This window comes from Streptomyces monticola, assembly GCF_042665355.1.
In the GTDB taxonomy this organism is placed as follows: Bacteria; Actinomycetota; Actinomycetes; order Streptomycetales; family Streptomycetaceae; genus Streptomyces; species Streptomyces monticola.
The window spans coordinates 1,049,007-1,075,494 of sequence record NZ_JBHTCF010000001.1 but is presented as its reverse complement, the minus strand read 5'-3'; the positions used below and the strand labels follow the sequence as shown (position 1 = coordinate 1,075,494).

Below are 26,488 nucleotides of genomic sequence, written 5' to 3'. Positions count from 1 at the left end.
CGCTACACGCGCAGGAGCGTGGCGCTCCAGCGGTCGGTGGAGATCCCGCAGAGCGCGACGACATCTCCTTGCCGGAGCACACCGCTCGCCAACTGCTGTTCCAGGGCAACCAGTTGGTCGGCGGCGCCCATGTGGCCGTGTCCGGGGGCGACGGCGGCGTTGGTCCGGCTCAGCGGCAGGCCGAGCGGTTCGGCGACGGCGGCGATGCTGGCGGCGCCGTCGTTGAGGTAGATGAGGTGGTCGATGTCGTCACGGCCGAGGCCGGCCCGGCGGCAGGCCCCGTCGATCACTTCGAGCAGCCGGGTGTAGCGGTTGCTGAGGAAGCGCTGCAGGACGGCCGGGTCGTCGCCGAACTGACGGCGTACGTTCTCGTGGCCGCCGGGTGCGTCACGGCTGGTCCAGCCCGCGGGCGGCAGCGGGCTCACCGTGCCGCCGAAGTCGACGCGCAGCAGGTCGCAGTGTTCGGGCTCGGTGAACTGCTCGGTGGCCAGCCACTGGTTGGCCCGGTGGCCGCGCTGGACGACGACGGCGACGGCGGCGTCGCTGAGCACGGCGTTGACGACGTTCATGCGGTTGCGGTGGAACTCGCTGACCCGGTTCACGGCGACGAACAGGGCCGTGTCGATCTCCGGTTGCAGCGCCATGGTGGCCGCCACGTAGTACAGGCCGTGCACTCCGGCGGCGCAGCCCTCGTTGAGCAGCAGCGTCTGGGTGCGCTCGATCTTCAGGTCGCGGGCCAGGGCCGCGGCGCCGTCGCGGTAGGCGTATTCGGGCAGGTCGGAGCTGGCCACGACGACCAGGTCGAGGGAGTCGGCGGTGCGGCCGAGCCGGTCGAGCGCCTGCTGTGCGGCGGCCCGCGCCAGATCGGTGGCGTGGAGGTCGTCGGGGGCTCGGTGATAGGTGCGAAAGCCCCAGTTGACGACGCGCTCGGGGTGGTCGACGTACTCGCCCGCGGTGGCCGCCACATCGCGGTCCTCGCCGAACGCGACCCCGAAGGACGCGATACCCAAGGCGGGGGCCGCGCTCATCGCTCCCCGCTCCCGTCACCGCTGGCGTCACCGGGCTCGTCACGGCTCCCGTCCCGGCCGATACGGACGGCGAGCTCCGCGGCGGCCGTGGCGAGGTCGGACTCGAAGAGGACCATCAGGTCGTACTCGGCGCCGAACCGGTCCTGTGCGTAGCGGCACATGCGCAGGGCGAGGATCGAGTGCCCGCCCAGGTCGATGAAGTTGTCATCGGGTGCGGCCTCCGGGTCGTCGAGGATCTCGGCGGCCCATGCGACGGTCAGCCGCTCCAGTTCGGCGGCGGTGACGGCCGGGGCGGCGGGAGAGGTGGACGTGGAGGTGGCGGTCGAGGTCGTGGAGGGGGTCATGCGCGGGGTTCCCTTTCCGCTTCGAAGAGCCGGGACACCGCGTCCCGGTCGAGTTTGCCGTTGACGGTGCGCGGCATCCGCTCCAGACGGCGGTGCACGGCGGGCCGCATGTAGGAGGGCAGCAACCCCTTGACATGGTCGCGCAGTTCACGGGCCGCGATGTCGCCGCCGTCCTCGGTGGCGTACGCGCACACGAGCCGCTCGTCGTCGGCGGCGTAGCGGCGTACCCACACCACCGCGTCGCCGACCCGCGCGTGGGAGCGCACCGCGGCCTCGATGTCGCTCAGCTCGATGCGGTGCCCGCGCAGCTTCACCTGGCGGTCCTCGCGCCCGTGGTAGACGAGGGTGCCGTCGGGACGGCGGCTGACGAGATCGCCCGAGCGGTAGTAGCGCCGGGCCGGGCCGCCCTCGGGGTCGGTGAGGGTGCGGAAACGCTCCGCGTTGAGCTCGGGCCGGTTGAGGTAGCCGCGGCTGACCTGCGGTCCCGCGAGCCACAGGACGCCCTGCTCGCCGGGGGCCGCTTCGCGGCCTTCAGGGGTGAGCACCCGGTGGTGGAAGCCGGCCAGCGGGCGGCCGACCACGGACGCGGTGCCGGCCAGATCCTCGGCGGTGACCTCGTGGTAGGTGGAGTGCACGGTCGTCTCGGTGATCCCGTACATGTTGACCAGGACCGGCCGGTCGAGGCCGTGCCGCGCGGCCCAGGCGCGCAGGGTGTCGGGGACGAGCTTCTCGCCCGCGAAGACGACGTAGCGCAGATCCGGCAGCTCGGCACCGGCCCGCAGGGCGGCCGCGGCGAGCGGGCCGAACGCGGTCGGCGTCTGGCTGAGGACACCGATCCGCTCCTCCCGCACCACCCGCAGCGTGGCTTCCGGGGAGCGGGCGGACCAGTGCGGCAGGACGACGAGACGGCCGCCGGTGGCGAACGCACCCCAGATCTCCCACACCGACACGTCGAACGCCAGGGAGTGGAAGAGCAGCCAGGCGTCGGCGGCCCGGAAGTCGAACTCCCGTGCCGCGCCCGCGAGAAGGGCCGTCACCGCACCGTGGCGGACGGGCACGCCCTTGGGTCGCCCTGTGGTGCCCGAGGTGTAGATGACGTACGCGAGGTCGTCGGGTCCTGGGTTCGGCAGGGCGTACGGGTCCGTGGGCGGGGCCGCGTCACGCAGGGCGTTCAGCTGCTCCGCGCCGATCACGGGCAGACCCGGGGGCGCGCAGCCGTCCGGGTCGCCGATGAGGGCGACGGTGGCGGCATCCTCCAGGACGAATGTGTTGCGCGCCGGTGGGTTGCGGATGTCGAGGGGTACGTAGGCGGCGCCGGCGCGCAGGACGCCGAGGATCGCGGCGATGGCCACGGCTCCGGGCGGCATCCGCAGGGCGACCCGGTCACCGGGGCCGATGCCGCGGTCGCGCAGGAGCGCGGCGATCGCCCCGCTCCAGTGGTCGAGCCGCCGGTAGCCGACCGAGTCGGCGCCGTCGGTGAGCGCGGTGCCGTCGGGGTGGGCGGCCACGCTGTCGGCGAAGGCGGCGGTGAGGGTGGGCGCGAGCGCCTGGCGGGGAGGAGCGACGTGCGCGGTCATGCACGAACACCTCTCGGTTGGTCGGGAGTTGAGAACGGAGTCATGAGAACGGAGTCAGGGGGCGGTACGGGCATCAGGCGAGGCGGGTCGCGCGGGCGAAGCGCACGACGCGTTCGGCCTGGACGCGGGCGGCGGCGCGGGTGGTGTCGTCCACCGGCCGGGTGCGGCCCTCGGTGCAGTGGGCGGTGCCGTACGGATTGCCGTCGGCGAACTTCTCCGGGCTCGTGTAGCCGGGCGCGACGACGATGCCGCCGAAGTGGTGGAAGGACGTGGTGAGGGCGAGGAGCGTGGACTCCTGCCCGCCGTGCCTGCTGCTGGTGGAGGTGAACGCGCTGTACACCTTGTCGGCGAGCAGCCCGCCGCGCCAGGCGTCGCCGAGGGTGTCGAGGAAGGTCTTGAGCTGTCCGGAGACATTGCCGAACCGGGTGGGCGAGCCGAGCAGCACGCCGTCCGCCCACAGCAGGTCGTCGGCGGTGGCGAGCGGCACGTCCGGAGCGGGCACGGTCCCCTCGACCCGCCGCAGCCGGGTCTCGGCGCCGTTCTTCTCCGCGGTCTCGGCGATCTCGCGGGCGATGTCGGCGACCGTCCCGGTGGCCGAGTAGTAGATGACGGAGATTCTCACTTCGCGGGGCATGGGCGCACTCCTTGCGGACGGCGGGCGGCGGGCGGCAGGCGATGGGGGGGCGGGCGGCAGGCGGCAGGCTCGGGGTGGGCGGATGGCGGATGTCAGGGCTGCAGCCGGCTGACACGCCAGCCATGGTCCGCGTGCCCCTCCCGGACCTCCCAGGCCTCCCGGCCCTCACAGCTCTCGCGGCCCGCGCGGCTTTCGCGGACGTAGTGGAGGCGGCAGTGCAGCCGGTCGGGTCTGGCCAGCCAGAACTCCACCTCGGCGGGCTCGATGACATAGCCGGTGAAGCGTTCCGGGCGCGGCAGCGGCAGCCCCGGCGCGGCGAGCCCGCGGGCCCGTTCGCGCAGCGCCGCCACGTCGTGCACCGGCTCGCTCTGCCGTGACGCCGTCGTCATGGCGTGCAGCGGTACGGCCCGCGCGGCCCACAGCGCCTCGCACTCGGCGGTCTCCAACTGCCGTACAGGACCGGCGATCACAAGCTGCTGTGCGGTCTCACGCCAGTACAGGACGCCGCTGGCCCAGGGGTGTGCGGCGAGGTCGCGGGCCTTGCGGCTGGTGCTGTGGGTGGTGAACAGCAGTCCCCGCGGACCGAGTTCGCCGACGGTGACGATCCGGCTGGACGCACGGCCCCGTTCGTCTGCGGTGGCCAGGGCCAGGGACCGTGGTTCGCGCACACCGCGTGCCGTGGCCTCGTCGAGCCAGCGCCCGGCCAGGGCGAGCGGCTCCGGGGGCGGGTCGTCGTACTCGGGGAAGGGCAGGGCCGTGTCACCGGTGAGGGATTCGAAGCGGCTCGGGTCCTGTGCCGCCTCCCGCACCCCGGGCGCCCTGGGCGAAGAGGCCATGGATGCCATGGATGGGGCGGCCCTAGACATAGAGCACCCCCCGGGCCACCGGCACCCCGTGCCCGCCCACCCACACGGAGTCCACCCGCTCGCCGCCGCCCTCGGCGAGGGCGCGCATCAGCGAGGGGCGGCCCAGCTCCACGCCCTGGCGGATCTCGGTCTCCACCCCCCAGGGGGCGAGTCCGTAGCGGGCGAGATGGATCGCGAGGGGTCCTGCGGCGGAGCCGGTGGCCGCGTCCTCCACCACGCCGTACGCGGGCGAGAACATCCGGCTGCGCCACCGTTTCCCGTCTCTGGCGAAGCAGTTGGCGGCCATGTCGGGGAAGGCGGCCAGGGCCCGGTGGTCGGGGTGCAGGGCCGAGAGCGCGTCGAGGGAGCCGAGGCCGACGAGGACATGGCGCGGCCCGTTGCGGTAGATCTCCACCGGCGCGATGGTGCCGCGGACGCCGAGGGCGTCGAGGAGCGCGTCGGTGTGCTCGTACGGCCGCCAGGTGGGTGCGGGCTGGCGCATGCGTACGGCCATCGAGCCGTCCGCGTCCTCGGGCCGCAGCTCGAAGGGGATGACACCCATCCGGGTCTCCAGGCGCAGCCGCTCCTGCTTGCGTGCGAGGCCCAGGGCGATTGCGGTGCCGAGCAACGGGTGCCCTGCGAAGGGCAGTTCGTTCACCGGTGTGAAGATCCGGACGCGGGCGTCGGCGTCACCTTCGGGCGGCAGGACGAAGGTCACCTCGGAGAGGTTCAGCTCCTTGGCGATGCGCTGCATGAGGCCACTGCTCAGGTCGGCGGCGTCGAAGAAGACGGCCACCGGGTTGCCTTCGAGCGGGGTGCGCGCGAAGGCGTCCACGACCAGGTAGTCATGCATGGGGGTAACTCCCTTGTACGGACGCGGAGCCGGGTTCCGGCCCGGTCTCGAAGGCGGTGGCGCCCGCCGCGGCCTGGACCTCGAAGGACTCCCGGTGCGAGGGCGGGCCGCCGAGGAGTTCGGCCGCACGGTTGGGCGGCAGCAGGCCGGGCTCGGGCCGCTCCGGGTCCCAGAGCATGACCGCGCCCCAGCGGTTGCCGGCCCGGTCGGCGATCCAGAACTTCAGGGCCAGACCCGGCACTTCGTTCCAGGGCCGCACCCAGTCGTCCTCACGCAGCCGGACGTACAGCGAGTCGACGGTGTGTCCGGTGCCGTCCAGGTCCCACCAGGCGATATCGGCTCTCATCGGCCCACCACCCGGCGGATGGCCTCGGCCGCGATCCGCGGGCCGTCCACGGTGAGCAGCGACTCGGGGTGGAACTGCATGCTCGCGAAGTGCGGGCCGCGCAGGCCGTGCACCTCGCAGCCGCCCGGGTCGCGGCTGATCTCGACCGGGCCGATGCCGTCGGCCTCCAGCTTGTCCTCGGTGCTGCGGGCGGCGTACGTGTTGTAGAAGCCGACGCGCTCCCGGCTGCCGTACAGGTCTATCTCGCGCTGTACGCCCTGGTTGGGCACGTCGCGGCGCTCGAGCGGGAGGCCGAGGCGCAGGCTGAGCACCTGGTGGCTGAGGCAGACGGCGAGGAACGGCCGCTGCTCGGCGAGCAGTTGGCCGACGGCCGTGTGCAGATGTCCGATGCGCGGGTCGGTCACGGCGTTCGGGTCGCCGGGCCCGGGGCCCATGACGACAAGGCCGTACGGGTCGAAGGTGTACGGCTCGTCGAAGCGGCGCACGGTGACGTCGAGGCCGAGCGCCGACAGCTGCTGGGCGATCATCGCCGTGAAGGTGTCCTCGGCGTCGACGACGAGGGTGCGCAGGCCTGTGAGCACGCTGTCGGCGGTCCTGCGCCCCGCGGCGTCGCGCAGCCAGAAGCCGGAGATCCGGTCGTTGCGGCGGTCGAGGGCGGCGCGCACCTGGGGGTGGCCGCCGAAGCGTGCGGGCCCGTCCGCGTCGAGTGCGCCGAGCAGTCCGGCCGCCTTCGCCCGGGTCTCGGCGACCTCCGACGCGGGGTCGGAGTGGCGCACGAGAGTCGCGCCGACGCCGATCCGCAGCTGTCCCTCGCGGCTGATGTCGGCGGTGCGGATGAGGAGGGCGGAGTCGAGCGCCGGTCCGCCGTCGGCGTCACGTCCGATGAGGGCGGCGACGCCGCTGTAGTAGCCGCGCCCTTCGGGTTCGTAGCGGCTGATGACGCGCGCCGCGCTCTCCAGGGGGCTGCCGGTGACGGTCGGCGCGAACATGGTCTCGCGCAGGATGTCGCGGACGTCACGGCCGGTGCGGCCCTCGATGAAGTACTCGGTGTGGGCGAGCCGCGCCATTTCCTTGAGGTAAGGGCCGACGACACGGCCGCCGGCGGGGCAGATCCTGGCCATCATCTTGAGCTCTTCGTCGACGACCATGTACAGCTCGTCGGCCTCCTTGCGGTCGGCGAGGAAGTCGGTGACGCCGCGCAGGGTGGGCCCGGTGGGCGGGTAGCGGTAGGTGCCGCTGATGGGGTTCATCACGGCCGTGCCGCCGCTCAGGGAGAGATGCCGTTCGGGGGTGGCGCCGACGAGGGTGCGTTCCCCGGTGTGCACGACGAACGTCCAGTACGCGCCCGATTCGCGTTCCAGGAGCCTGCGGAAGAGGGACAGGGCGGTGCGCGGTGTGTAGTCGCCGATGCGGGCCGTGTACGTGCGCTTGACGACGAAGTTGGCGCCGGCGCCCGTGCCGATCTCGTCGGCGACGACCCGCCGCACGGTCTCGGCGTATGTCGCGTCGTCCACGTCGAACTCGCCCTCGCCGAGCGGCGCGTGGACGTCGGGGATCCCGGTCAGGACCGCCGTGAGCGGCACGGTCTGCCGCTCATCGGCGGTGACGGCGATCAGCGGGGCACCGTCGTCGGGTGCGGTGAAGCCGCGTTCGGCGAGCTGCCGGTAGGGCACCAGGACGAGGACGTCGCGCCCGGCCCGCGCGTCGGGGAGCTCCGCGAGTGACGCGGGCAGCGTCACAGGGCCGGTCAGGATGTCGACGGTGTCGGGGTCGCCGCTGTCGGGGCGGTGCAGGAGCGCGAACGGGGGCGGGTCGTCGGACCGCAGGATCCGCTCCAACAGGCCGGGTACGCCAGGGGGTTGTGCGGCCGCCGGGCTTACAGGGGTTTCCGGGGTCACGGGAACACCTCCGCCGCGGGCAGGACCACGCCGCAGCGCCGCGCCGCGTAGTCGAGGGCGAGCCGGTGGTCGGCCTCGGAGAAGTCACCGAGTGCGTCGGCGGCGAGGAAGGCCTGGATGTCGTGCGTGAACGCGTCGACGGCGGTGGCGAGCACCCCGATGTGCGCGTACACACCGCACAGCACCAGCTGGTCACGGCCCGCGGCGCGCATCCGCTCCAGGAGGTCCGAGCGGAAGAAGGCGCTGTAGCGGAGCTTGCCGAACTCCCAGTCGCCGTGCGCGGGCGCAAGCTCGGGCACCACTTCGCGGTCGGCGGGATCGGTGCGCATTCCGGGGCCCCAGAAGTCCTTCAGCAGGCCCCGCTGTTGTTCGCTCATGCCGCCGGGCTGCGCGGTGTAGGCCACGGGTACGCCGAGTGCGGCGGCCCGTTTGCGCAGCTGCGCGGCGTTGTGCACCAGGTCGGAGCGGAGCGGCTCGGGCAGCGCCGCCAGGAAGTAGCGCTGCATGTCGTGCACCAGGAGCACGGCACGGCGCGCGTCAGGGACCCAGGGCGCGTGGTTGGCGGGCAGGCTGCCGGGTGCGGGCAGCGGGTAGGGGATGATGGCCGGGAGCCCTTGGGCCGTGGTCGGGCGTTCGGGGTGCATGGGGGTGTCCTGGCTCGTCACCCCGGCGTCCGGGGGCGTCATGTGGGTATCCCGGCGCGCTTGACCTCGGGCACCTCGATTCCGAGGGCGCGGAACTGCTCGCAGACGTTCATGAACTCGCGCTGCAGCTTGATCTTTCCGCCCTCGAAGGTGAACGAGTGCAGGAAGTGATTGCGGTAGTGGCCCTCGGGATAGCCGTCGAAGCGGATCTTCCCTTCGCCGTCGCACTCGACCCAGAACCGGTTCGGGTCCTGGGTGTCGAAGATCTCGACATTGATCCAGGCCCAGTCGGGGAAGCACTTGAGCGACCACACGGCGTGCTCGCCGAGCCGGTCGCGTCCGTTGATGGTGATCGGCCGGCCGGTGTCGGTGGTCCACAGTCCGCCCACGCCGTCCTCGGTGAACAGCAGATGGCGGCGGAGCCGGTCCTGGCCGCGGGTGTTCATATACCGCTCGACGATCGCGCGGTTGTGGGCGCGCAGCTCGTCCGGGTCGGTCGGGACGGGGGACTCTGCGGGGGTCTCTTCGGAGGTCTTCACGGGGGTCTCTGCGGTGTGCGTGACGGACACGGGTTTCTCCATGGGGTGGCGGTGGTGGGGGCGTCAGACGAGGAGGCTGACCTCACGCGGGTCCTTGCCGACGAGGGCGCGGCCGTAGACCTGCTGCGGGATGCCCATGCCGAAGCCGGCGTGCCGGCTGCCGACGTGCACGTCGCGCCAGATCCGCTGCAGCGGGCTCGCCTCGCTGAAGGCCGAGGATCCGTGGGCGGTGGCGAGGAGTTCGACGGCCGCCCGGCAGGACTCGGCGACGTGCGCGGAGTCCATCCGGGCGCGGGCCCGGGTGAGCGTGTCGGCGGCGGCGCCCGTGCGGGCGAGGTCGTCGACGGTGTCGGCCAGGCGGCGGGCGTGCAGTACCGCCGAGTCGACCTTGGCGGCGGCCTCGGCCAGATACACCTGGAGCGTCGGCGACTCGGCCTGGTTCGGATAGGTCGACCCCGCCGCGGGCCGCAGCGGCGCCTGCTCGCGTACATACGACAGCGCCGCGTCGGCTCCACCGGCCAAGGAGCCGAGCAGCCCGAGCGAGAACATCCCGACGAGGCTGTTGCGGTACGGGGTGGCGGCGTCGGCGGCGGTCAGCTCACCGTCGAGGACGGGCCGGTAGGGCAGCAGCCGGTGCGCGGGCACGAACACCCGGTCGGCTACGACTGTGTTACTGCCGGTGCCGCGCATACCGGTGAAGTACCAGGTGTCCTTGACGTCGAGTTCGGCACGCGGCAGCAGCGCGAAGTGCACTCCGGCGGGGCCGTCGTCGGGGCCGCGCGCCAGCAGCACACCGAACCACTCGGCGTGCAGGGAACCCGACATGTAGGCCCACTCGCCGGTGACGAGGACCCCGCCGGGCGTCGGCTCGACCCCGGCCGCGGGCCGGCCGAGCACCTGGGCGGTGCGGGCGTCAGGGTCGGGGCCCCACACCTCGTCCTGGGCGGCCTCGGGGAAGAGGGAGACCACGAAGTTCCCGACGTTGAGCACGCCGGTCACCCAGGCCGTGGCCGGGCAGCCGCGGCCCAGTTCGGTGGCGACGTCGAGGAGCGTACGGGCGTCCGCGCCGTGGCCGCCGAAGCGAGCCGGGGTGAGCAGACGCATCAGTCCGGCTCCGGTGACGGCGTCCACGGCCCTGTCGGTCAGACGGCGTGAGCGGTCGGCCTCTTCGGCGTCCTGCCACAGAAGGGGACGCAACTCGGCGGCGCGGGCCACGAGTTGATCGCGCTGTTCCGGCTCACATGGCGGGGAGGCGGGGGTGCTGCTGTGGTGCGTCACGGCGTGTTCCCTTTCCGGGCGTACGGGGGTCTCCGGGCGTACGGGGGGCTCCGGTCGTACGGAGGGCTCCGGTCGTACGGAGGGCTCCGGTCCGTACGGGGGTCTCCGGTCCTACGGGGGGATCAGTTGCCCTGGGCGGCCTTGGCGACGGCGTCCCACTGCTCCCAGGTGTGCAGCCGGTCCTCGTACACGGCCCGCGCGGTCTGCAGCGCGGAGGAGCCGAAGAAGGCGCGCAGGGGCGGGTGTTCGGCGTCGACGAGCTCCATCAGGGGGCCCGCGGTGGCGGCCGGGTCACCGGGTTCCGCCCCGGCGGACGGAGCCTTGGCCCACTCGGCGTAGGCGGGCCCCGGGTCGGCCCAGACGGCCGAACTGCCGCGCCAGTCGGTGCGATACGGGCCGGGTTCGAGGAGGGTGACATGGATCCCGAAACGGGCCACCTCCTGCGCCAGGGCGTCACTGAGGCCCTCGATGGCCCACTTCGTGGCGTGGTACATGCCGAGCATCGGCCAGGACGCGAGCCCGGCGATGCTGGAGAGCTGCACCAGATGCCCGGAGCGCTGCTCGCGCAGGAGGGGCAGAGCGGCCTGGGTGACCCAGAGGGTGCCGAAGAAGTTGGTGTCGAACTGGGCGCGCGCCTGCTCCTCGGTGATGTCCTCGACGGCGCCGAACAGCCCGTAACCGGCGTTGTTGACGACGACGTCGAGGCGGCCGAAGCGTTCGTGGGCCGCGGCCACGGCGGCGCCGGCCGCGGCACGGTCGGCGATGTCGAGGCGCAGCGGCAGCACGGCGTCCCCGTACCGGGCCACGAGCCCGTCCAGGGCCGCGAGGTCACGTGCGGTGGCGGCGACACGGTCACCGCGCTCCAGGGCGGCCCCGGCCCAGATCCTGCCGAACCCACGGGACGCGCCGGTGATGAACCAGACCTTGCCGGGCACAGGGATTCCCTTCTCCGGGCCGATGAGTCGGTGTGACCTCGCGTGAATTCGCCGGGGGTCACTCGAGAACGCTCGGGTGGCACATATCCAGGTGCGGCGTCTCGTTCTCCATTCATCACGACGAGGCACCGTCGTGTCCATGGGATCCGCCGCGGAATACGACAAGGAACGGGCCCGCTACGCCACCGACCCGTCCGACTGCGGAATTTCCGCGGTCGGACGGAGAAAAAGAGGGCCGGAGAAGAACAGCCGGGCGGTGCGGACCCTTGACACCGTGAATTCCCCCGCCCCGGCCGCCCTTTCCCCTTTCGCGCCGCGCAGCCGCCCGGCAATACTCCGGAGCACTGCCGGAACTCCCCCGGCCGCGGCCGGGCCTGGTTCTCCCCGGCCGGTCGTCCTTCCCGAGGAGACTCGTCGTGAGCAGCACCGAGCGGACATACGACTTCGACACCGCCGACTTCAACGCCGTGTACACGGGCGGCGATCTACTGCCGGGCGCCGAGATCAAGGGCGTGCCCTGGGACATCGGCGAGGCCCAGCCCGATGTCGTCGCGATGGAGCGCGAGGGGCGCTTCACGGGCGAGGTCCTCGACATCGGCTGCGGGCCCGGCGACAACGCCGTGTTCCTGGCCCGTCAGGGACACCGCGTGACGGCCGTCGACGCCGCGTCGGCGGCGGTCGAGCAGGCCCGCGTCCGGGCCCGCGGCCTGGACATCGCCTTCGCCGTCGCGGACGCCACCCGGCTCGACGGCTACGACGGGCGCTTCGACTCCGTCCTGGACAGCGCCCTGTTCCACACCCTGGGCGCGGAGGCGCGGCGCCGCTATGTCGCCGCCCTGCACCGGGTGACCAGGCCGGGCGCGCGGCTCAGCATGCTGTGCTTCGCGGATGTGCCGGGCGGTATGCCGGCCCCGCTGTCGGTCGCCGAGAAGGAGCTGCGCGCGGTGCTCTCCGGGGCCGGCTGGGAGATCGACGCCCTGTCCGTCTCGGTGTACTCGGGGCTCGCGGGCCCGGTGAAGGAGTTCTTCGAGAAGACGGGCAGGCGCCCGGACCTCGACGAGAAGGGCCGCACCCGGCTGCCGGTCTGGAAGGTCTACGCCGACCGCGTGGACGCGGCGTGAGCGCCCGCGCCTTCCCCTTGCTGCGGACCACGCGGGTGGCGGCCACCGCCGGTTTCTACGAGCGCCTCGGCTTCACCCGCGGCCATCAGCACCCGGCGCACCCGGACGACGGCGAGCCGGAGTTCGTGGCGCTGCGCAGGGGCGGGACCGAGCTGGCAGTCACGCGCGGCGTGGCCGCCGCGCCCGGAGGCGGGGATGAACGGGCGGGCAGGAGCAGTCCGTTGGAGATGTTCGTGTTCGTCGAGGACGTCGACGCCACCGTGCGGCGGCTGCGCGCCGACGGCGGCGTACGCGTCCTCGACGGTCCGGTGGACATGCCGTGGGGCGAGCGCGTGGCGCATGTGGCCGACCCCGACGGCAACCGCGTCGCGCTCGCCTCGGCCACGCCCCGGCGCGACACGTGAACGCGGCGCCGCGCGGAGCCCCGGTGCGGGGCTCCGCGCGGCGGTCACCGGTATCCCGTGGGTTCAGGGGCGGGGCCGGATGTTCTGGTTGCGGCGGAAGAGATTGTCCGGGTCGTGGACGGCCTTGAGCCGGGCGAGCCGGTCGAGGGTCTCCTTGTCGTACACCTCCGTCACGAACTCGTCCTCCGCGCGGCGCCCGTAGACGAAGTTCAGGGAGCGGCCGACGGTCCACGGCGCGACCGCCTCGTACACCGCACGGTGTGCGGCGCGCACCGTGTCCTGTGAGGTGCCGTCGAGTCCGGACAGGATCCGCAGGATGTACGTGGCCGCACGGAACGGCACGGCGTTCGGGCGCCGCGGTGGCCGCGACAGGGCGCCGCCGAGGTGGCGCAGGTCGACGATGCAGCTCACCGGGGAGCCGGGGCCCGCCAGTTCGCGGACCGCGTCGAGCGCCTGCGGGGTCAGCTCGCCGAGCAGCACGTTGTTGCCGTCGTAGGCGTGGGCGAAGTCCGGTTCGCGGTAGATGGAGCCCACCTCGTCGTAGCCGAGCTCCCCCAGGTGTTCCAGGACCGGCGGGGCGATCTCCCGCCAGGGCGCGACGAGTTCGGGGCCGCCGGCCAGATCGGTGGTCGCGAACCGGACGTGCACGACGTGCCGGCCGCGCAGTGGCTCGGGGAACACCGGGATCGGCGGATACTCGATCATGCCGACGGAGGAGGTGACGGTCTCCGGCGCGGTGGCGGTCCACTCCCGGAAGTGGGCGAGAACGGCTTCGGCGTCGGCCGCGTCGTAGTAGATGCCGCCGCCGTACAGCCGGGCCGCGGGCAGGAGTTCGATCTCCAGGTGGGTGACCACACCGAAGTTGTCGCGGCCGCCCAGGAGCGCCCAGTACAGGTCGGGCGCGCTGTCGGCGGTGACGTGCCGGAGTTCGCCGTCGGCGGTGACCACGTCGAGGGCGCGGACCCGGTCGGCCGCGTAGCCGAACTCCCGGCCCAGGAGGCCGATTCCGCCGCCGAGGGTGTAGCCCGCGACCCCGGTGTGCGGGGCGGATCCGCTCAGCGGGACCAGTCCGTGCGGCACCGTCTGCGCGACGACGTCCTTCCACTTCGCTCCGGCACCGATCCGGGCGGTGCCCTCGCCCGGGTCCACGGATACGTCGGAGAGCCGCCCCGTGGTGATCACCAGACCGTCCTCGTCGGGCACCGTCACCCCGTGCCCCGTCGCCTGCACCGCGACCGCGAGCCCGTGTTCGGCCGCGAACCGCACCGCGTGACGGACATCATCGGCCCGCGCGGCCCCGAGGACCACCGCCGGGCGGTGCTGATAGGCGGTCTGGAATCCGCTCAGCTCCTCGTCGAATCCCTCTTGTCCGGGCCGCAGCACCGGACCGGTGACGCGTTCCGCGAGAGCGGCCACATTCGCCGTACTTACCATGCGTGTTTTCCCTTGTCCCTTTGCGGAGTTCGGATGGATTCTCCTTGCGGAGTTCGGTGGTTTCCCTTTCCGGCGTTCTGGTCGACGATCTACGGCATGCCCTGCACGTCAACTCAGGTGTTTTTCGCTCCCTTTCCGGGATTCCTGTACGGGCGCCGCGGGCCGCTCCGTTTCCGCCGCCGTGCGGGACCGCATGACCAGACATGCGACGGAGCCGAGCAGCAGCACGGCGACGGGCAGCAGCAGCGTCGTACCGGCGGCGTCCGCCAGGCCCGCGTGGAAGGCGGACGAGGCGTTCGCGGGGGCCAGTTCCGAGCCCGCCGACGCGGCCCCGCCGGGGACGCTCGCCGAGATCCTGGCCTGCAGCAGCACGCCGACGGCGGCGCTGCCGACGACACAGCCGACCTGCCGCAGCGAGTTGTAGAGGCCCGATGCGGCGCCCATCAGCTCCGGTGGCATCCCGCTGGTCGCCACGTGCGCCAGCGGCGCGAACGACGCACCGGTGCCGAGGCCGCACACGAACAGCGCGACACCCACCGGCCAGGGGCTGCCGCCCGGCTCCATCACGGCGACCAGGAGCACCAGGCCCGCGGCGAACACCAGGAACCCGGCGAGCACCACCCACTTGCCGCTGATCCGGTCGGAGAGCGCGCCCGCGTACGGGCCGACGAGGCCGCTGGAGACGGCGGTCGGCACGAGCAGCATCCCCGCCTGCTGCGGCGAGAGTTCCATCACCGACTGCAGATAGAGCATCAGCGGCAGGAAGAGCCCGGTGACCGCGAAGCCCACCGCGGCCGCGGCGACGACGCCCGCGCTGAAGTTCCGCCGCCGGTAGAGCGCGAGCGGCATCAGCGGCTCACGGGAGTTGCGCCGCTGCTGCACGACGAACACGGCCAGGAGCAGTACGCCTGCCACCATCAGGGCGGGCACCGTGACCGGGCCGACGACCGTGCCCCAGCCGAAGTGCTGTCCGTTCTGCAGCCCGAAGACCAGGGCGAGCAGGCCGAGTCCGGAGAGCAGGGTGCCGCCGATGTCGAAGCTGCGGCTGTGCCGCGGCAGCCCGTCCGGCAGCAGCCGCAGGGCGAGCACGATGCCGGCGATCCCGATCGGCACATTGACCAGGAAGATCCACTCCCAGCCGGCGCCGGCCACCAGGAAGCCGCCGAGGAGCGGTCCGACGGTGGAGGCCAGACCGGCGACCGCGCCCCACACGCCGAGCGCCGCACCGACCTTGTTGGCCGGGAACAGCGTGGTCACCAGGGCCATGGTCTGCGGCGCCATCGCCGCGGCGCCCAGGCCCTGCACCGCGCGGGCGGCGATCAGCATCGCCGCGTTGTCGGCGAGCCCGCACCACAGTGAGGCCAGGGTGAACACAGCGAGCCCGGTGAGGAACATCGTCTTGCGGCCGAAGCGGTCGCCGAGCCGGCCCGCGACGAGCAGCGGCACGGCGTAGGTGAGGAGGTAGACGCTGTTGACCCAGGTCATCTGGTTGAGGTCGGCGTCGAGGTCGGAGAGCATGGCCGGGATGGCGACGTTCACGATGGTGATGTCCATCATGATCAGGAAGAACCCGACACAGAGCGGCACGAGCGCCGCCCAGGGATTCACCCGAGGCCGTACCCGGGGGTCGGCCTGCTGGCCCGCGGTTGACATGAATGCACCTTTCGCGCGTGACACGCTTGGGGGTAGGGGAGTTGGGGCGCCGCACCGGGCCTGCCCGGAGGGCGCCGGGGTCTATCCGGCCCGCGGCTCCTGCTCGACCGCGCGGGCCTCGAGTGCGACGGCGATCTCCTGCCAGGAGGCCGCACAGGCGCGGGCGAGCGCGGCTATCTGGGTCGCCCGGTGCGTGGGCGCACGGCGTACGACCTCGGCCTCTTCACGGCGGATGACATGGACTTCGAGCCAACGGACCATCGCCCGGCCCTCGTTGCTGTAGCACAGCGCCGGGTCCCTGCGCAGCGAGTCGAGCACTCCGGCGGGGTCCGTGGGCCGGGCCCACCGCCGGGGTGTCTGCAGACTCTGCGCGGGCAGCGGGCTCTGTGCGGCCCGTGCGGGCAGCGGGCTCTCTCCGCGCCGCAGCCGCTCCCGTACGTCACGGGCCGTCTCCACGGAGACACCGGCAGCGGCGGCGATCTCGCGCAGCGACGCGCCCTCGCCGAGTTCGGCCATGGCGTCGCGGCAGCGGATACGGCCTTCGGCCGGGTCCAGGGCCCGGACACGCCCGTCGTTCCCCACTCGGGCGACCACCTTGAGACCGTCGGGGGATTCGAGGGCCGAGGCCCGGCGGAGCGCCCCGACGGTCTTTCCCGACAGGCCCGTTCGTACGGCGATGGCACGGTCGGACCACTGCGGGTGGCTGCGCAGGACGCGCCGCGCGGACTCCTTGCGGTCCGCGAGGGTCAGCGGCAGGCCGTGCCGGATGTTCGCCTCGACGGCCAGCAGGAAGGCCTCCGCCTCGGTGCCGTCGAAGTAGCTCACCTCGACGCTCTCCAGGCCCTTGAGCCGCGCGGCGCGCAGCCGGTGCGCACCGTCGATCACCCGCATCGTCGGCCGGTGCACGAGGATCGGCGGCAGCGGCTCCTGGCTCTCGGCGAGCAGCCGGGCATGGTTCTCGTCGACGCCCGCGAGCCGCGGCGACGCCCCGTCGAGCAGGGCGTCGACGGGCACGGACACGGGCGGCGACACAGGCATGGACGCGGGCGTGGACGCGTGCACGGACACGGGTGGCCCGGCGGCGCCACGCCCTTGCGCGTCCGCGGTGTCGGCGGCCGGGGAACCGGCCGCCGCGGCGTCGATGGACATTCCTCCTCCTACGCTTCCGGTTCTTGCAACTGATCCGGCCCGGCCAACGGTCCCGGTACCCGGGAACGGCCGGGGCGGGTGCGGTCGGTGGCCGGTACGGGCCGGATGGTCGTGATCAGGTCGGCACGTGCCTGGCGGATACGGGCCTGGACGCGTTCGGGCGAGTCGCCCTCCACGACGACATAGCCGCGCCGCGCCGCCGGATCGCCGGGCGGTGGCACCAACTCGCCCACGGCGTGCGGGAATCGGGCCCCGCGCACCCAGGGCGTGACGGCGATGGTGTCCAGGCCCGCGTACGTACGCAGCTCTCCCTCGGGCAGCAGGAAGAAGCCGAGCTCGGCGTACCGGCGCACCGGCGGCACCTCGGGGGCCCGCCCCGCGAGCGCCTCGAACAGGGCCGTCTCCAGGTCGAATTCGCGCGCGACCTCCACCAGGAGCGGCACCCGGCTGGGCCCCAGGTGCGTACCGCAGGAGAGGACGCGCGGCCCGGCGGGGGGCAGGGCCAGCTCCGTGACGGCGGGGCCGCAGCGGTAACCGCTCGCGGTGAGCAGCTCGACGGCCGTCTTCTCCGCGGCCCGCAGCACGGCGGCGGGCAGCGGCGCGGGGTGCAGATAGCCGGTCGTGGCATGGCCGGGCGCGCCGCCGGTGCGGTGCAGGGTCACGCCGACGACGTGGTGCCGCGACGCCACGGTGAGGGTCTGGACGCTGACGCGCGGCACGGCCGCGTCCCGGTCGCCCCCGGCCACGGCCGGGCGGGCTGCCGCTCCCGCGGACAGGAGCCGGGCCACGGCTCCGGGCGGGTTGGGCGAGACGCCGAGACGCCAGGCCTCTTCGACGACGGGCAGCACCGAGTCCCCGTCGCCGCAGTGCAGCACCGTACCGATCCCGGCCTTGCGCACGGTCTGCGCGATCAGCCGGCGCAGCGCGGGTTCGTCCGAGAAGTCGGCGAGCAGCAACTCCTGCGACGCCTCCCGCAGGCGCGGCACGAAGGCGGTGTCGAGGCGCCCGCTGTCCCCCATGGACCAGACCCGGACCCCGGCGGCCGCGGCCTTCCACGCGAGCTGGTGGTAGGGCGACACGAGCAGCACCCGCCCCACGGCCGGTGCTGCTGGCGGATCCTCCGGGCTTCCTTGCGGCAGCGCTGACATGCCCGCCACTGTGCGGTGCCGTCTTCCCGCGCGGTTCCCCTCACGTTCCCCGCGCCCTGCGCACGGCCGCGTCGCCCCGTGCGCGTGCCGCTGCCGTGGGCGCCCGGGTGTTCCCGGCAGCCCACGGCAGCGGACCTCCGTTCAGCTGCTCATCGCCTGCTCACCAGGCGATCACCGATCACCATGCGATCACCGAAGGATCAGCGCACCCGGGCGAGCAGTCCTCGCGCCTTCACCTCGTCCCCCGCTACGCGCGCGTGCTCCGCGTCGGCGATGAGCTCGGCCCAGTTCGACGGGGCACGGCCCGCGAGTACGGCGGCCTGTGCGCGGTCGAGGGCGGCGGTGGCGGGGTCGGCGGCCACACCGTGGGAACCGGTGCGCAGGCCCCAGCCGTAGGGGTACTCAGGCCGGTAGTCCGCGTCGCCGACGTTGATCGGCACCTGGTCCGCGCCGGCCGGCCAGGTCACCGGGAGGCGCCCGGTAAAGGGTTTCTTGCCGAACAGCACGTCCGCCACGCCCGCGCCTTCGCTGCCGGGCAGCCAGGAGGCGACGAGGGCGTCGATACGCCCCGCGGGGTCGGCCACGATCTGCGGCCGTCCGGAGACGACGAGGACGACACAGGTCTCGGCCTCGGCGCACACCTTGTCCACGACGGCCTGGTCGGCGGCCTGCAGGTTGAGGGACTTCTCCTCGTGCTGCGAGGTGCCGCACCAGCCGCACTCGGGCCCGTCGACATCGCCGTAGCCCTCCGCGTACGGCGTCTCGCCGACGACCACGACCCCGACGTCCGCGTCACCGACGGGAGCGGAGGCGTCGGCGCTGTAGGTGACGTCGGCGCGCGGGGCGACCTCGCGGATGCCTTCCAGGATCGTCGTGCCGGGCACGATGTCGCCCGAGGCGCCCTGCCAGCTGATGGTCCAGCCACCGGCCTGGTTGCCGATGTCGTCGGCGCTGCGACCGGCCACGTACACGCTGTCCTTGGTGCCGAGCGGCAGCGCGCGGCCTGAATTCTTCAGCAGCACCTGGGACTTGGCGGCCGCCGACCGTGCCAGGGCGCGGTGCTCCCGGCTGCCGACCTGGTCGAGGTCGTCGGGCGAGGCGTACGGGTCCTCGAAGAGGCCGAGCTCGAACTTCTTGGCCAGGATGCGTCCCACCGCGTCGTCGATGCGCTTCTGTGGCACGCGTCCCGCCTTGACCTCGGCGAGCAGCAAGTCCTGGAACTGCTGTGAGGTGTTGGGCTCCATGAACATGTCCGTGCCGGCGTTCACGCCCGTGCGGACCTTGTACGGCGTGAGCCCCGTCTCGGCGGGCGCGTCCGGGTCGGGTATCTGGTGGATGCCCTCCCAGTCGGAGATCACAAAGCCGTCGAAGCCGAGCTTGCCCTTGAGGGTGCCGGTCAGCAGATCGCGGTGGGCATGCATCTTGACCGGGTTGCCGACGCCGTCCTCGGTCCAGTCGACGCTGGAGAACGACGGCATGACGCTGCCGACGCGATGGTCCGCGAGCGCGGGCAGGTAGGGCGCGAGGTGCCGCCGGGCGAAGTCGCCCTTGCCCGTCACGGTGACGCCCTGGTCGATGGTGTACTTCTGCTCCCACCACGGCTTGCTCTTGTTCGCCTCGGCGGTGGCGGTGTCGAAGCGGGTGCCGCCGTCACCGGCGAAGTGCTTGGCGGTGGCGAGCACTTCGTCGTCGTCGAAGCCCTCGCGGCCGCCGTCGCCCTGGAGGCCGTCGATGACGGTGGCCATCCTGGAGACGAGGGCCGGGTCCTCGCTGAAGCTCTCGTAGCTGCGGCCCCACCGCTCGTCGCGTGACACACACAGGCAGGGCGCGAAGTTCCAGGGGATGCCGGTGGCCCGTACCTCTTCGGCGGTGGCCCGGCCGATCCGCTCCGAGAGCTTCGCGTCCCGGGTGGCGCCGAGGCCGACGTTGTGCGGGAAGACCGTCGCCCCGTGGACGTTGCCGTGTCCGTGCACGGCGTCGATGCCGTAGATCAGCGGGATCTTGAGCCGGGTCTGCAGCGCCTGCTCCTGGAAGCCGTTCACCATCTCCACCCACGCGGCCGGGGTGTTCTGGGCCGGGGTCGAGCCGCCGCCCGACAGGAGCGAGCCGAGGAGCTGGGTCTTCACCTTGCCCGGGTCGTCCGCGACCGCGGCCCGCTCGGCCTGGGTCATCTGGCCGATCTTCTCCTCGAGCGTCATCCTCCCGAGCAGATCGGCGACTCTGCGAGCGGTCGGCTTGCCCGCGTCGAGGTAGGCGGGTGCCGCGGCCGCCGCGGGAGCCGCCGCCCACGCGGGCACCAGCGGCCCGAGCAGCGCGGCGACGGCTCCCATCGCCACCACGGCGGCGCCGGCTCTGTGTCTGGAACGTCTGATCCTTCTGGTCCGCAGGGCTCTGCCGTGCCTCATGGGCGGCTCCTCGCCGTGAAGTCGTACGTCGTGCACCGAAAACCGGATGTCGTACGCAAAGAGGGCGGTACCACTCAACTCGCTTATCTCACGGCGTGATTGAACTGTCCGGGCGTGCTCCCGTCAAGGCCCTTGATGGCTCGGCTTCCGGAACCCGCACCGGGCGCGCAGGCGGCGGGGCTCAGTCGGACACGGCCGCCCACTGGCGGCGGGGCTCAGTCGGACGAGGCCGCCCACAGCCCCCGCACATGCCCGAGGTGCCGGGTCATCACCGCCCGTACCGCCTGCTCGTCGCGCGCCAACAGGGCGTCGAGCAGCTCCAGATGCTCCTCGGCGGAAGCGCGAAGGCGCCCCGAGGCCGACAGCGCTTCGAGCCCGAAGAGCCGGGAGCGGTTGCGCAGCTCGCCGACGACCGCGACCAGGTGCTCGTTGCCCGCGAGCGCGAGGAGGCCGAGATGGAAGCGGGTGTCGGCACCGACGTAGGCGATCAGGTCGCCCGCGGCCGCGGCCGTGACGATCTCGGCGGCCACCGGACGCAGCGCTTCGAGCGCCACCGGGTCTGCGGTGGCGGCCAGTTGGACGGTCGTGGGGATCTCGATGAGCGAGCGGATCTGGGTGTACTCGTCGAGCTGCCGCTCGGAGACCGCGGTGACCCGGAACCCCTTGTTCGGCACCGTGTCGACGAGGCCCTCCTTGACCAGGTCGAGCATCGCCTCGCGCACCGGGGTCGCCGAGACACCGAAGCGTTCCGCGAGAGTGGGCGCCGAGTAGACCTCACCCGGGCGCAGCTCCCCCGCGATCAGCGCGGCCCGCAGCGCGTCCGCCACCCGCTCACGGAAGTTGTTCCGCCTGCCGCCCAGGACGGGCAGCGACGCGGGCGCGGCGGACGGGGTGCCGGGGTTGCCGGTGCGCTGGGCGACCATCGTCGACTCACCTTTCCCGAACGTCGGTTGAAGCAGCCGGGGTGCTCAGAGTACGAACCCGGCCGGGAACGGATCGCCCGGGTCGAGGAGATACTGGGCCGTGCCGGTGACCCAGGCCCGCCCGGTGAAGCTCGGCAGGACCGCGGGAACGCCGCCGGCCTCGGTGGTGCCGAGCAGCCGCCCGGTGAACCGCGTACCGATGAAGGACTCGTTGACGAACTCGGTGTGCAGGGGCAGTTCACCGCGGGCGTGCAGCTGGGCCATGCGCGCGCTCGTGCCGGTGCCGCAGGGCGAGCGGTCGAACCAGCCCGGGTGGATGACCATGGCGTGCCGGGAGTGCCGGGCCGTGGCGCCGGGCGCGTACAGATGGACGTGGTGGCAGCCGCGGATCGAAGGGTCCTCGGGGTGCACCGGCTCCCCGGCGGCGTTGACGGCGTCCATCACCGCGAGCCCGGCGGCGAGGATGTCGTCCTTGCGCGCCCGGTCGAAGGGCAGCCCCAGTTCCTCCAGCGGGGCGATGGCGTAGAAGTTCCCGCCGTAGGCCAGGTCGTACGTCACGGACCGCCCGTCGGCCAGGGTCACCTTGCGGTCGAGGGCGACGGCGAAGGACGGCACGTTCCTGAGGGTCACCGCCGTGGCGGCACCGCCGTCGACGGCGACCTCGGCGACGACGGGGCCTGCCGGGGTGTCGAGGCGGATCGTCGTCACGGGCTCGACGACCGGCACCATCCCGGTCTCCACGAGCACGGCGGCCACTCCGATGGTGCCGTGGCCGCACATCGGCAGATATCCGGAGACCTCGATGTAGACCACGCCGTAGTCGCAGTCGGGCCGCGTGGGCGGCTGCAGGATCGCGCCGCTCATCGCGGAGTGGCCGCGCGGTTCGTTCATCAGGAACTGCCGGACGTCGTCGCGGTGTTCGCGGAACCACAGGCGGCGCTCGTTCATGGTGGCCCCGGGGATCGTGCCGATCCCGCCGGTGATCACCCGTGTCGGCATGCCTTCCGTGTGCGAGTCGACGGCGTGCAGGACGAGTTTGCTGCGCATGGTCCGGCTCCTCCCTCAGGTCTCGGCGGGTCGGCTCAGGCGAGGCCCGCGGCGACGGCCCGCTCGGTGGCCGCACGTACCTCCCGCTCCTGCTCGGGCGCGAGCGCCGAGCGCGGCGGACGGCAGGGCCCGCCGTACCGCCCGACGACATCCATGGACCCCTTGATGGCCTGTACGAACTCGGTCTTCGAGTCCCAGCGAAGGAGCGGGTGCAGCTGCCGGTAGAGCTTCGACGCCGTGCCGAGGTCACCGGTGACGGCCGCGCGGTAGAGCCCCACGGAGGCGGCGGGCAGCGCGTTCGGGTAGCCGGCGATCCAGCCCTTGGCGCCCGCGACGGCGAGTTCGAGGAGGACGTCGTCGGCGCCCGCCAACAGGTCGAGGTCCGGGGTGAGTTCGGCGAGCCGGTAGGCGCGCCGGACATCGCCGGAGAACTCCTTGACCGCCTGGATATGGCCCTCGCCGTGCAGCCGGGCGAGGAGTTCGGGAGTCAGGTCCACCTTGGTGTCGACCGGGTTGTTGTACGCGACGACCGGGAGCCCCGCCGCGGCGACCTCCTCGTAGTGGGCGACGACGGCACGCTCGTCGGCACGGTAGGCGTTCGGCGGCAGCAGCAGGACGCATGCGCAGCCCGCTTCGCCCGCGTGCTCGGCCCAGCGGCGGGCCTCGGCCGAGCCGTACGCGGCGGCTCCCGCCATCACCCGGCCCCCGCCGACCGCGGCGACCGCCGTCTCGACGACCGCCGCGCGCTCCCCCGGTGCGAGGGTCTGGTACTCGCCGAGCGAGCCGTTGGGCACGATGCCGTCGCAGCCGTTGGCGACCAGCCAGGAACAGTGTTCGGCGTACCGCTCCAGGTCGACGGAGAGATCCCCCGGACGCAGCGGCAGCGCGGTGGCGACCCATACGCCGTGCCAGGGCCGGGTCTCATCGGTGTGCGTCATAACGACCTCTTCCTGCCGGTGTCCGCATCGGATTCGGTGTGCGCGCCGGAGTCGCTCTGCGCGTCGGGTTCGGCTTGCGCGCCGGAGTCGCTCTGCGCGTCTGATTCGGCTTGCGCGCCGGAGTCGCTCTGCGCGTCTGATTCGGCTTGCGCGTCGGACGCGTGGTCCGGGTTGGCCCCGGGCTCGGCGCGGGCCAGTACGCCGAGGGGTACCGGGCGGGCGAACGGTCGTCGCTCGGCCCGCAGTTCACAGCCCGCGACCCCGGCGACTCCGGGCCCGCAGACCCGCCCCTGGCACCAGCCCATGCCTGCCCGGGTGAGCAGCTTGACGGTCCGCAGATCACCGGCGCCGAGGACGTCGACGGCCGCACGGACAGCCCCGGCCGTCACCTCCTCGCACCGGCACACGACCGTGTCGGCGCGCACCTGCTCGACCCAGTGCGCGGGCGGCGGCCCGTAGGCGCGGTCCACGGCGGCGAAGGCGGCACGCTCACGCCGCCGCGCCCGCACGGCCAGGTCCCATGACCTCCCCTCATACGGCGAGGAGTTGGTGAGCCGGCCGCCGATGGAGAGCCCGGCGGCATGCCCCTCGGCGAGCGACAGCGCCGCGCCGCCGATGCCGGTGGCCTCCCCTGCCGCCCATACGCCGGGCACGCTGGTGCGCTGCTCGCCGTCGACCGCGACCGACAGGCCGTCGATACGGCAGCCAAGGGTCTCGGCGAGGTCGGTGTGGGCGAGCATGCCGTGGCCCACGGCGAGCGCGTCGCAGGCGATCCGCCGCTCACTGCCGGGCCTGACGCGCCCGGCACGGTCGAGAGCGGCGACGGTGACGGCGGCGATCCGCGCGTCACCGCGTCCGTTGCCGCTTCCGTCGCCGCTTCCGTCGCCGTGCGCCTCGACGACGGTGTGCCGCGCCACGACCGGCACCAGATGACGCATCAACTCCCCTGCGTACAACGCCCCTTCGGCGAACTTGCCGGGGAACGCGGCGAGTCCGGGAGCCGCGCGCACAAAGCCCAGGGGACCGGCGGCCTCGACGAGGGCGGCGACCTTCGCGCCCGCTCCGGCGAGCCCGGCCGCTACGGGCAGCAGCAGCGGCCCTGTCCCGGCCACCACGACCGTACGGCCCGGCAGTACGAGCCCGCCTTTGAGCATGGCCTGAGCACCGCCCGCGGTGATCACACCGGGCAGGGTCCAGCCTGGGAAGGGCAGTACGCGCTCGTGGCCACCCGTGGCGAGGAGCACGGCGTCGGCAGGCACGGAGACCGAGTCGTCGCCCCGGTCCCCTCGCAGCGCACGCACGCGAAAATCCCCCACCTCCCCTTCCACACCCCACACGTGACGGCCCATCAACATCCGCACACTGCCGTCGGCGATACGGTCGTCGAGCAGTCGGCGCAGCCGTCGCCAGGTGCGCCCCCGGCGCTGCGGAGGGCCGAGGCGGCCGGCGCCGAGCGTCACTGGGACCTGCCGGAAGAACTGTCCGCCCGCTTCGGCGCCGGAGTCGAGCACGGTCACCCGTACCCCGCGCCCGGCGGCGGCGAGGGCGGCGGCGAGGCCCGCGGGCCCCGCGCCGACGACGGCGAGGTGCGGCCGCTCAGCCATGGTGTCCGGTTCCTTCCTGCGTACGGATCACATCGCCGGGTTCGGCACGTACGAGGCAAGCGCGTTGGTTCGGGCGGCCGTTGACGTCGACCAGGCAGTCGAAACAGACACCGATTCCGCAGAACACGCCGCGCGGTGCGCCGCTCCCCCGCGTCATTCGCCAGGACGTGATGCCCGCGGCCCAGAGCGCGGCCGCGACGGTCTGCCCGGCGAGCGCCTCGATCTCGCGGCCGTCGAAGGTGACGGTGAAAGCGGCGGCGCGGGCAGTGGTGCGCGCGGCTTCGGACGGACGAGGAGGCCGCCGTCGCGAACGGAACATCACGCGCCCTCCTCCGCCTGCGGCCCCGCGGGCCGCTCACCGAACCTGCCCGGACTGAACGCGGCGCTCAAGTCGGTGCTCCGGCCGGCCTTCCCGGTGAGCGCCTGGGCGATCAGATGGCCGGTGCCGGGGGCCAGGCCGATGCCTGCACCCTCGTGCCCGCAGGCGTGGAAGAGGCCGGGGAGCCGGGGGTCGGGTCCGATGGCGGGCAGATGGTCGGGGAGATACGGCCGGAATCCGACGTACGAGCGCATCACCCGCACCCGTTCCAGGAAGGGGAAGAGGCGGGTGGCGCCCGCCGCGAGGGCCCGGACGACGCGCGGTGAGAACGACCGGTCGAAGCCGACCCGTTCCCGGCTGGCCCCGATGAGCACCGGTCCCGCCGCCGTGCCCTCGACGACGGGGGAGGTCTGCAGGGCGGCCGAGCCGCTGGCCACGTCGGCCACGTAGTCCGCGGCGTACACCTTGTGCCGGATCATGCGCGGCAGGGGTTCGGTGACGAGGACGAAGCCACGCCGTGGCAGCACGGGAAGCCGCACTCCGGCGAGTGCGGCCACTTGGCCGCCCCAGGTGCCGGCGGCGTTGACGACGGCCGGGGCGTGGATGTCACCGCGGTCGGTCCGCACTCCGCGCACCGCACCGGCGGCGGTCAGGACCGCGGTGACCGTCCGGCCGGTGAGCAGCCGGGCGCCGGATGCGCGCAGGAGATGGGCGGCGGCGAGGGCGGGCATCACCTGGCAGTCCTGCGGGTAGTGCACGCCGCCCGGCAGGCCGGGCGCGAGCCGGGGTTCGAGGCCGTGCAGTCCCTCGGCACCGCCGTCCACGGACTCGGCGACGACTCCGGCAGCACGCTGCCCGTCGGCGAACCGCTCAAGTTCCGTACGCGCCCCGGCAGTCGAGGCGACCACGACGCCGCCCTTGGCCTCGAATTCGAACCGCTCACCGAGATCGGCCCGATCGGCCAGCTCCCGCCACAACTTAAGGGAGAGCAGGGCGAGTTCGAGCTCAGGTCCGGGCGCCTTGTCGGAGACCAGCAGATTCCCCTCCCCCGCCCCGGTGGTCCCCCCGGTCACAGGCCCCCGGTCCACCACCGCGACGGAGAGCCCTTCCCGGGCCGCATACAGAGCACAGGCGGCCCCGACGATCCCGGCCCCCACGACGACGACATCACAACTGAGTCGCTCACCCACGCCGGTACCATGTCACATACCACAGCGCCCGCCAAGACCGCGAACGCCCTTACGCTGCCCGCCAGTTGCCCCCGGGCCGGGGGGCCTGTTCGGCTACACCAGGCCGAGAACCTGTTCGGCGCCGCACACTTGAGCCCGTCCGGCACCAACTAAGCCCGTCCGGCGATTGAGGACGAGCCCGAAGGGCGATCTGACCGAGCCGGGCCGCAGGGCGCGAATGACCCGGAGCCAC

Annotated in this window: 25 protein-coding genes; 2 read left to right on the top strand and 23 right to left on the bottom strand. The window is 73.0% G+C overall.

The window, feature by feature from the left end; all coding sequences use genetic code 11:
- Window positions 1-2: 2 nt before the first annotated feature.
- The 12 genes from ACFQVC_RS04445 to ACFQVC_RS04390 all read right to left on the bottom strand — a co-directional run bounded on the left by ACFQVC_RS04445 (window position 3) and on the right by ACFQVC_RS04390 (window position 10,927).
- A complete protein-coding gene (locus ACFQVC_RS04445) occupies window positions 3-1,028 on the bottom strand; it encodes a 3-oxoacyl-[acyl-carrier-protein] synthase III C-terminal domain-containing protein (RefSeq protein WP_381826590.1) in 1,026 nt (341 codons plus the stop codon).
- Window positions 1,025-1,372 carry a phosphopantetheine-binding protein gene (locus ACFQVC_RS04440; protein ID WP_381826588.1) on the bottom strand — a complete coding sequence of 116 codons (348 nt, stop codon included), beginning with the start codon at window positions 1,370-1,372 and terminating at the stop codon, window positions 1,025-1,027. The genes ACFQVC_RS04445 and ACFQVC_RS04440 overlap by 4 nt, the downstream gene beginning before the upstream one ends.
- Window positions 1,369-2,949, bottom strand: coding sequence for an amino acid adenylation domain-containing protein (locus ACFQVC_RS04435; protein WP_381826587.1), 1,581 nt, complete (start codon window positions 2,947-2,949; stop codon window positions 1,369-1,371). The genes ACFQVC_RS04440 and ACFQVC_RS04435 overlap by 4 nt, the downstream gene beginning before the upstream one ends.
- A gap of 73 nt (window positions 2,950-3,022) precedes the next feature.
- On the bottom strand, window positions 3,023-3,583 hold the full coding sequence (locus tag ACFQVC_RS04430) for a flavodoxin family protein (protein WP_381826585.1): 561 nt from the start codon (window positions 3,581-3,583) through the stop codon (window positions 3,023-3,025).
- A 92-nt stretch (window positions 3,584-3,675) separates the two neighbouring features.
- A complete protein-coding gene (gene phzG / locus ACFQVC_RS04425; protein ID WP_381826583.1) occupies window positions 3,676-4,419 on the bottom strand; it encodes a phenazine biosynthesis FMN-dependent oxidase PhzG in 744 nt (247 codons plus the stop codon).
- Between the two features lie 22 nt (window positions 4,420-4,441).
- Window positions 4,442-5,281, bottom strand: coding sequence for a PhzF family phenazine biosynthesis protein (locus ACFQVC_RS04420; protein WP_381826581.1), 840 nt, complete (start codon window positions 5,279-5,281; stop codon window positions 4,442-4,444).
- Entirely contained in the window at window positions 5,274-5,627 is a 354-nt protein-coding gene (locus ACFQVC_RS04415; RefSeq protein ID WP_381826579.1) for a hypothetical protein, read from the bottom strand. The genes ACFQVC_RS04420 and ACFQVC_RS04415 overlap by 8 nt, the downstream gene beginning before the upstream one ends.
- Window positions 5,624-7,525 carry an anthranilate synthase family protein gene (locus ACFQVC_RS04410; protein WP_381826577.1) on the bottom strand — a complete coding sequence of 634 codons (1,902 nt, stop codon included), beginning with the start codon at window positions 7,523-7,525 and terminating at the stop codon, window positions 5,624-5,626. The genes ACFQVC_RS04415 and ACFQVC_RS04410 overlap by 4 nt, the downstream gene beginning before the upstream one ends.
- A complete protein-coding gene (locus tag ACFQVC_RS04405) occupies window positions 7,522-8,169 on the bottom strand; it encodes an isochorismatase family protein (protein WP_381827108.1) in 648 nt (215 codons plus the stop codon). Before ACFQVC_RS04405 ends, ACFQVC_RS04410 begins: the two co-directional genes overlap by 4 nt.
- Before the next feature lie 38 nt (window positions 8,170-8,207).
- A complete protein-coding gene (locus tag ACFQVC_RS04400) occupies window positions 8,208-8,738 on the bottom strand; it encodes a PhzA/PhzB family protein (RefSeq protein ID WP_381826575.1) in 531 nt (176 codons plus the stop codon).
- Between the two features lie 33 nt (window positions 8,739-8,771).
- A complete protein-coding gene (locus ACFQVC_RS04395) occupies window positions 8,772-9,986 on the bottom strand; it encodes an acyl-CoA dehydrogenase family protein (RefSeq protein ID WP_381826573.1) in 1,215 nt (404 codons plus the stop codon).
- A 122-nt stretch (window positions 9,987-10,108) separates the two neighbouring features.
- Complete coding sequence (locus tag ACFQVC_RS04390; protein ID WP_381827106.1) at window positions 10,109-10,927, bottom strand: SDR family NAD(P)-dependent oxidoreductase; 819 nt, start codon at window positions 10,925-10,927, stop codon at window positions 10,109-10,111.
- Between the two features lie 410 nt (window positions 10,928-11,337).
- On the opposite strand from ACFQVC_RS04390, the gene ACFQVC_RS04385 reads away from it, so the two are divergent.
- Window positions 11,338-12,042 (top strand): class I SAM-dependent methyltransferase, encoded by a 705-nt coding sequence (locus ACFQVC_RS04385; RefSeq protein WP_381826571.1) that lies wholly within the window; start codon window positions 11,338-11,340, stop codon window positions 12,040-12,042.
- The gene (locus ACFQVC_RS04380; RefSeq protein WP_381826569.1) at window positions 12,039-12,446 is read left to right on the top strand and encodes a VOC family protein; all 408 of its coding nucleotides are present in this window, start codon (window positions 12,039-12,041) and stop codon (window positions 12,444-12,446) included. The genes ACFQVC_RS04385 and ACFQVC_RS04380 overlap by 4 nt, the downstream gene beginning before the upstream one ends.
- Before the next feature lie 63 nt (window positions 12,447-12,509).
- Here the strand turns inward: ACFQVC_RS04380 and ACFQVC_RS04375 are convergent, their stop codons facing one another.
- The 11 genes from ACFQVC_RS04375 to ACFQVC_RS04325 form a co-directional block, all read right to left on the bottom strand.
- Window positions 12,510-13,880 carry an FAD-binding oxidoreductase gene (locus ACFQVC_RS04375; RefSeq protein ID WP_381826567.1) on the bottom strand — a complete coding sequence of 457 codons (1,371 nt, stop codon included), beginning with the start codon at window positions 13,878-13,880 and terminating at the stop codon, window positions 12,510-12,512.
- 108 nt (window positions 13,881-13,988) lie between these two features.
- The gene (locus ACFQVC_RS04370) at window positions 13,989-15,533 is read right to left on the bottom strand and encodes a DHA2 family efflux MFS transporter permease subunit (RefSeq protein ID WP_381826565.1); all 1,545 of its coding nucleotides are present in this window, start codon (window positions 15,531-15,533) and stop codon (window positions 13,989-13,991) included.
- An 81-nt stretch (window positions 15,534-15,614) separates the two neighbouring features.
- The gene (locus ACFQVC_RS04365; RefSeq protein ID WP_381826563.1) at window positions 15,615-16,682 is read right to left on the bottom strand and encodes a ParB N-terminal domain-containing protein; all 1,068 of its coding nucleotides are present in this window, start codon (window positions 16,680-16,682) and stop codon (window positions 15,615-15,617) included.
- Between the two features lie 8 nt (window positions 16,683-16,690).
- On the bottom strand, window positions 16,691-17,830 hold the full coding sequence (locus tag ACFQVC_RS04360; protein ID WP_381826561.1) for an ATP-grasp domain-containing protein: 1,140 nt from the start codon (window positions 17,828-17,830) through the stop codon (window positions 16,691-16,693).
- A gap of 200 nt (window positions 17,831-18,030) precedes the next feature.
- Entirely contained in the window at window positions 18,031-20,235 is a 2,205-nt protein-coding gene (locus ACFQVC_RS04355) for a glycoside hydrolase family 3 protein (RefSeq protein WP_381826559.1), read from the bottom strand.
- Window positions 20,236-20,450: 215 nt separating this feature from the next.
- Window positions 20,451-21,158, bottom strand: coding sequence for a GntR family transcriptional regulator (locus ACFQVC_RS04350; protein ID WP_381826557.1), 708 nt, complete (start codon window positions 21,156-21,158; stop codon window positions 20,451-20,453).
- Window positions 21,159-21,203: 45 nt separating this feature from the next.
- Window positions 21,204-22,205 (bottom strand): proline racemase family protein, encoded by a 1,002-nt coding sequence (locus tag ACFQVC_RS04345; RefSeq protein WP_381826555.1) that lies wholly within the window; start codon window positions 22,203-22,205, stop codon window positions 21,204-21,206.
- Window positions 22,206-22,240: 35 nt separating this feature from the next.
- Entirely contained in the window at window positions 22,241-23,143 is a 903-nt protein-coding gene (locus ACFQVC_RS04340) for a dihydrodipicolinate synthase family protein (RefSeq protein ID WP_381826553.1), read from the bottom strand.
- Window positions 23,140-24,747, bottom strand: coding sequence for an FAD-dependent oxidoreductase (locus ACFQVC_RS04335; RefSeq protein ID WP_381826551.1), 1,608 nt, complete (start codon window positions 24,745-24,747; stop codon window positions 23,140-23,142). Before ACFQVC_RS04335 ends, ACFQVC_RS04340 begins: the two co-directional genes overlap by 4 nt.
- Window positions 24,740-25,066 (bottom strand): (2Fe-2S)-binding protein, encoded by a 327-nt coding sequence (locus ACFQVC_RS04330; protein WP_381826549.1) that lies wholly within the window; start codon window positions 25,064-25,066, stop codon window positions 24,740-24,742. Before ACFQVC_RS04330 ends, ACFQVC_RS04335 begins: the two co-directional genes overlap by 8 nt.
- The gene (locus ACFQVC_RS04325; protein ID WP_381826547.1) at window positions 25,066-26,256 is read right to left on the bottom strand and encodes an NAD(P)/FAD-dependent oxidoreductase; all 1,191 of its coding nucleotides are present in this window, start codon (window positions 26,254-26,256) and stop codon (window positions 25,066-25,068) included. Before ACFQVC_RS04325 ends, ACFQVC_RS04330 begins: the two co-directional genes overlap by 1 nt.
- Window positions 26,257-26,488 lie beyond the last annotated feature (232 nt).

Coding starts and splice junctions, on each gene's coding strand:
- ACFQVC_RS04345 (WP_381826555.1), bottom strand. CDS start 22,205: ATGCGCAGCAAACTCGTCCTGCACGCCGTCGACTCGCACACGGAAGGC.
- ACFQVC_RS04440 (WP_381826588.1), bottom strand. CDS start 1,372: ATGACCCCCTCCACGACCTCGACCGCCACCTCCACGTCCACCTCTCCC.
- ACFQVC_RS04405 (WP_381827108.1), bottom strand. CDS start 8,169: ATGCACCCCGAACGCCCGACCACGGCCCAAGGGCTCCCGGCCATCATC.
- ACFQVC_RS04350 (WP_381826557.1), bottom strand. CDS start 21,158: ATGGTCGCCCAGCGCACCGGCAACCCCGGCACCCCGTCCGCCGCGCCC.
- ACFQVC_RS04445 (WP_381826590.1), bottom strand. CDS start 1,028: ATGAGCGCGGCCCCCGCCTTGGGTATCGCGTCCTTCGGGGTCGCGTTC.
- phzG (WP_381826583.1), bottom strand. CDS start 4,419: ATGGCCTCTTCGCCCAGGGCGCCCGGGGTGCGGGAGGCGGCACAGGAC.
- ACFQVC_RS04370 (WP_381826565.1), bottom strand. CDS start 15,533: ATGTCAACCGCGGGCCAGCAGGCCGACCCCCGGGTACGGCCTCGGGTG.
- ACFQVC_RS04375 (WP_381826567.1), bottom strand. CDS start 13,880: ATGGTAAGTACGGCGAATGTGGCCGCTCTCGCGGAACGCGTCACCGGT.
- ACFQVC_RS04340 (WP_381826553.1), bottom strand. CDS start 23,143: ATGACGCACACCGATGAGACCCGGCCCTGGCACGGCGTATGGGTCGCC.
- ACFQVC_RS04415 (WP_381826579.1), bottom strand. CDS start 5,627: ATGAGAGCCGATATCGCCTGGTGGGACCTGGACGGCACCGGACACACC.
- ACFQVC_RS04330 (WP_381826549.1), bottom strand. CDS start 25,066: ATGTTCCGTTCGCGACGGCGGCCTCCTCGTCCGTCCGAAGCCGCGCGC.
- ACFQVC_RS04355 (WP_381826559.1), bottom strand. CDS start 20,235: ATGAGGCACGGCAGAGCCCTGCGGACCAGAAGGATCAGACGTTCCAGA.
- ACFQVC_RS04435 (WP_381826587.1), bottom strand. CDS start 2,949: ATGACCGCGCACGTCGCTCCTCCCCGCCAGGCGCTCGCGCCCACCCTC.
- ACFQVC_RS04360 (WP_381826561.1), bottom strand. CDS start 17,830: ATGTCAGCGCTGCCGCAAGGAAGCCCGGAGGATCCGCCAGCAGCACCG.
- ACFQVC_RS04430 (WP_381826585.1), bottom strand. CDS start 3,583: ATGCCCCGCGAAGTGAGAATCTCCGTCATCTACTACTCGGCCACCGGG.
- ACFQVC_RS04365 (WP_381826563.1), bottom strand. CDS start 16,682: ATGTCCATCGACGCCGCGGCGGCCGGTTCCCCGGCCGCCGACACCGCG.
- ACFQVC_RS04335 (WP_381826551.1), bottom strand. CDS start 24,747: ATGGCTGAGCGGCCGCACCTCGCCGTCGTCGGCGCGGGGCCCGCGGGC.
- ACFQVC_RS04420 (WP_381826581.1), bottom strand. CDS start 5,281: ATGCATGACTACCTGGTCGTGGACGCCTTCGCGCGCACCCCGCTCGAA.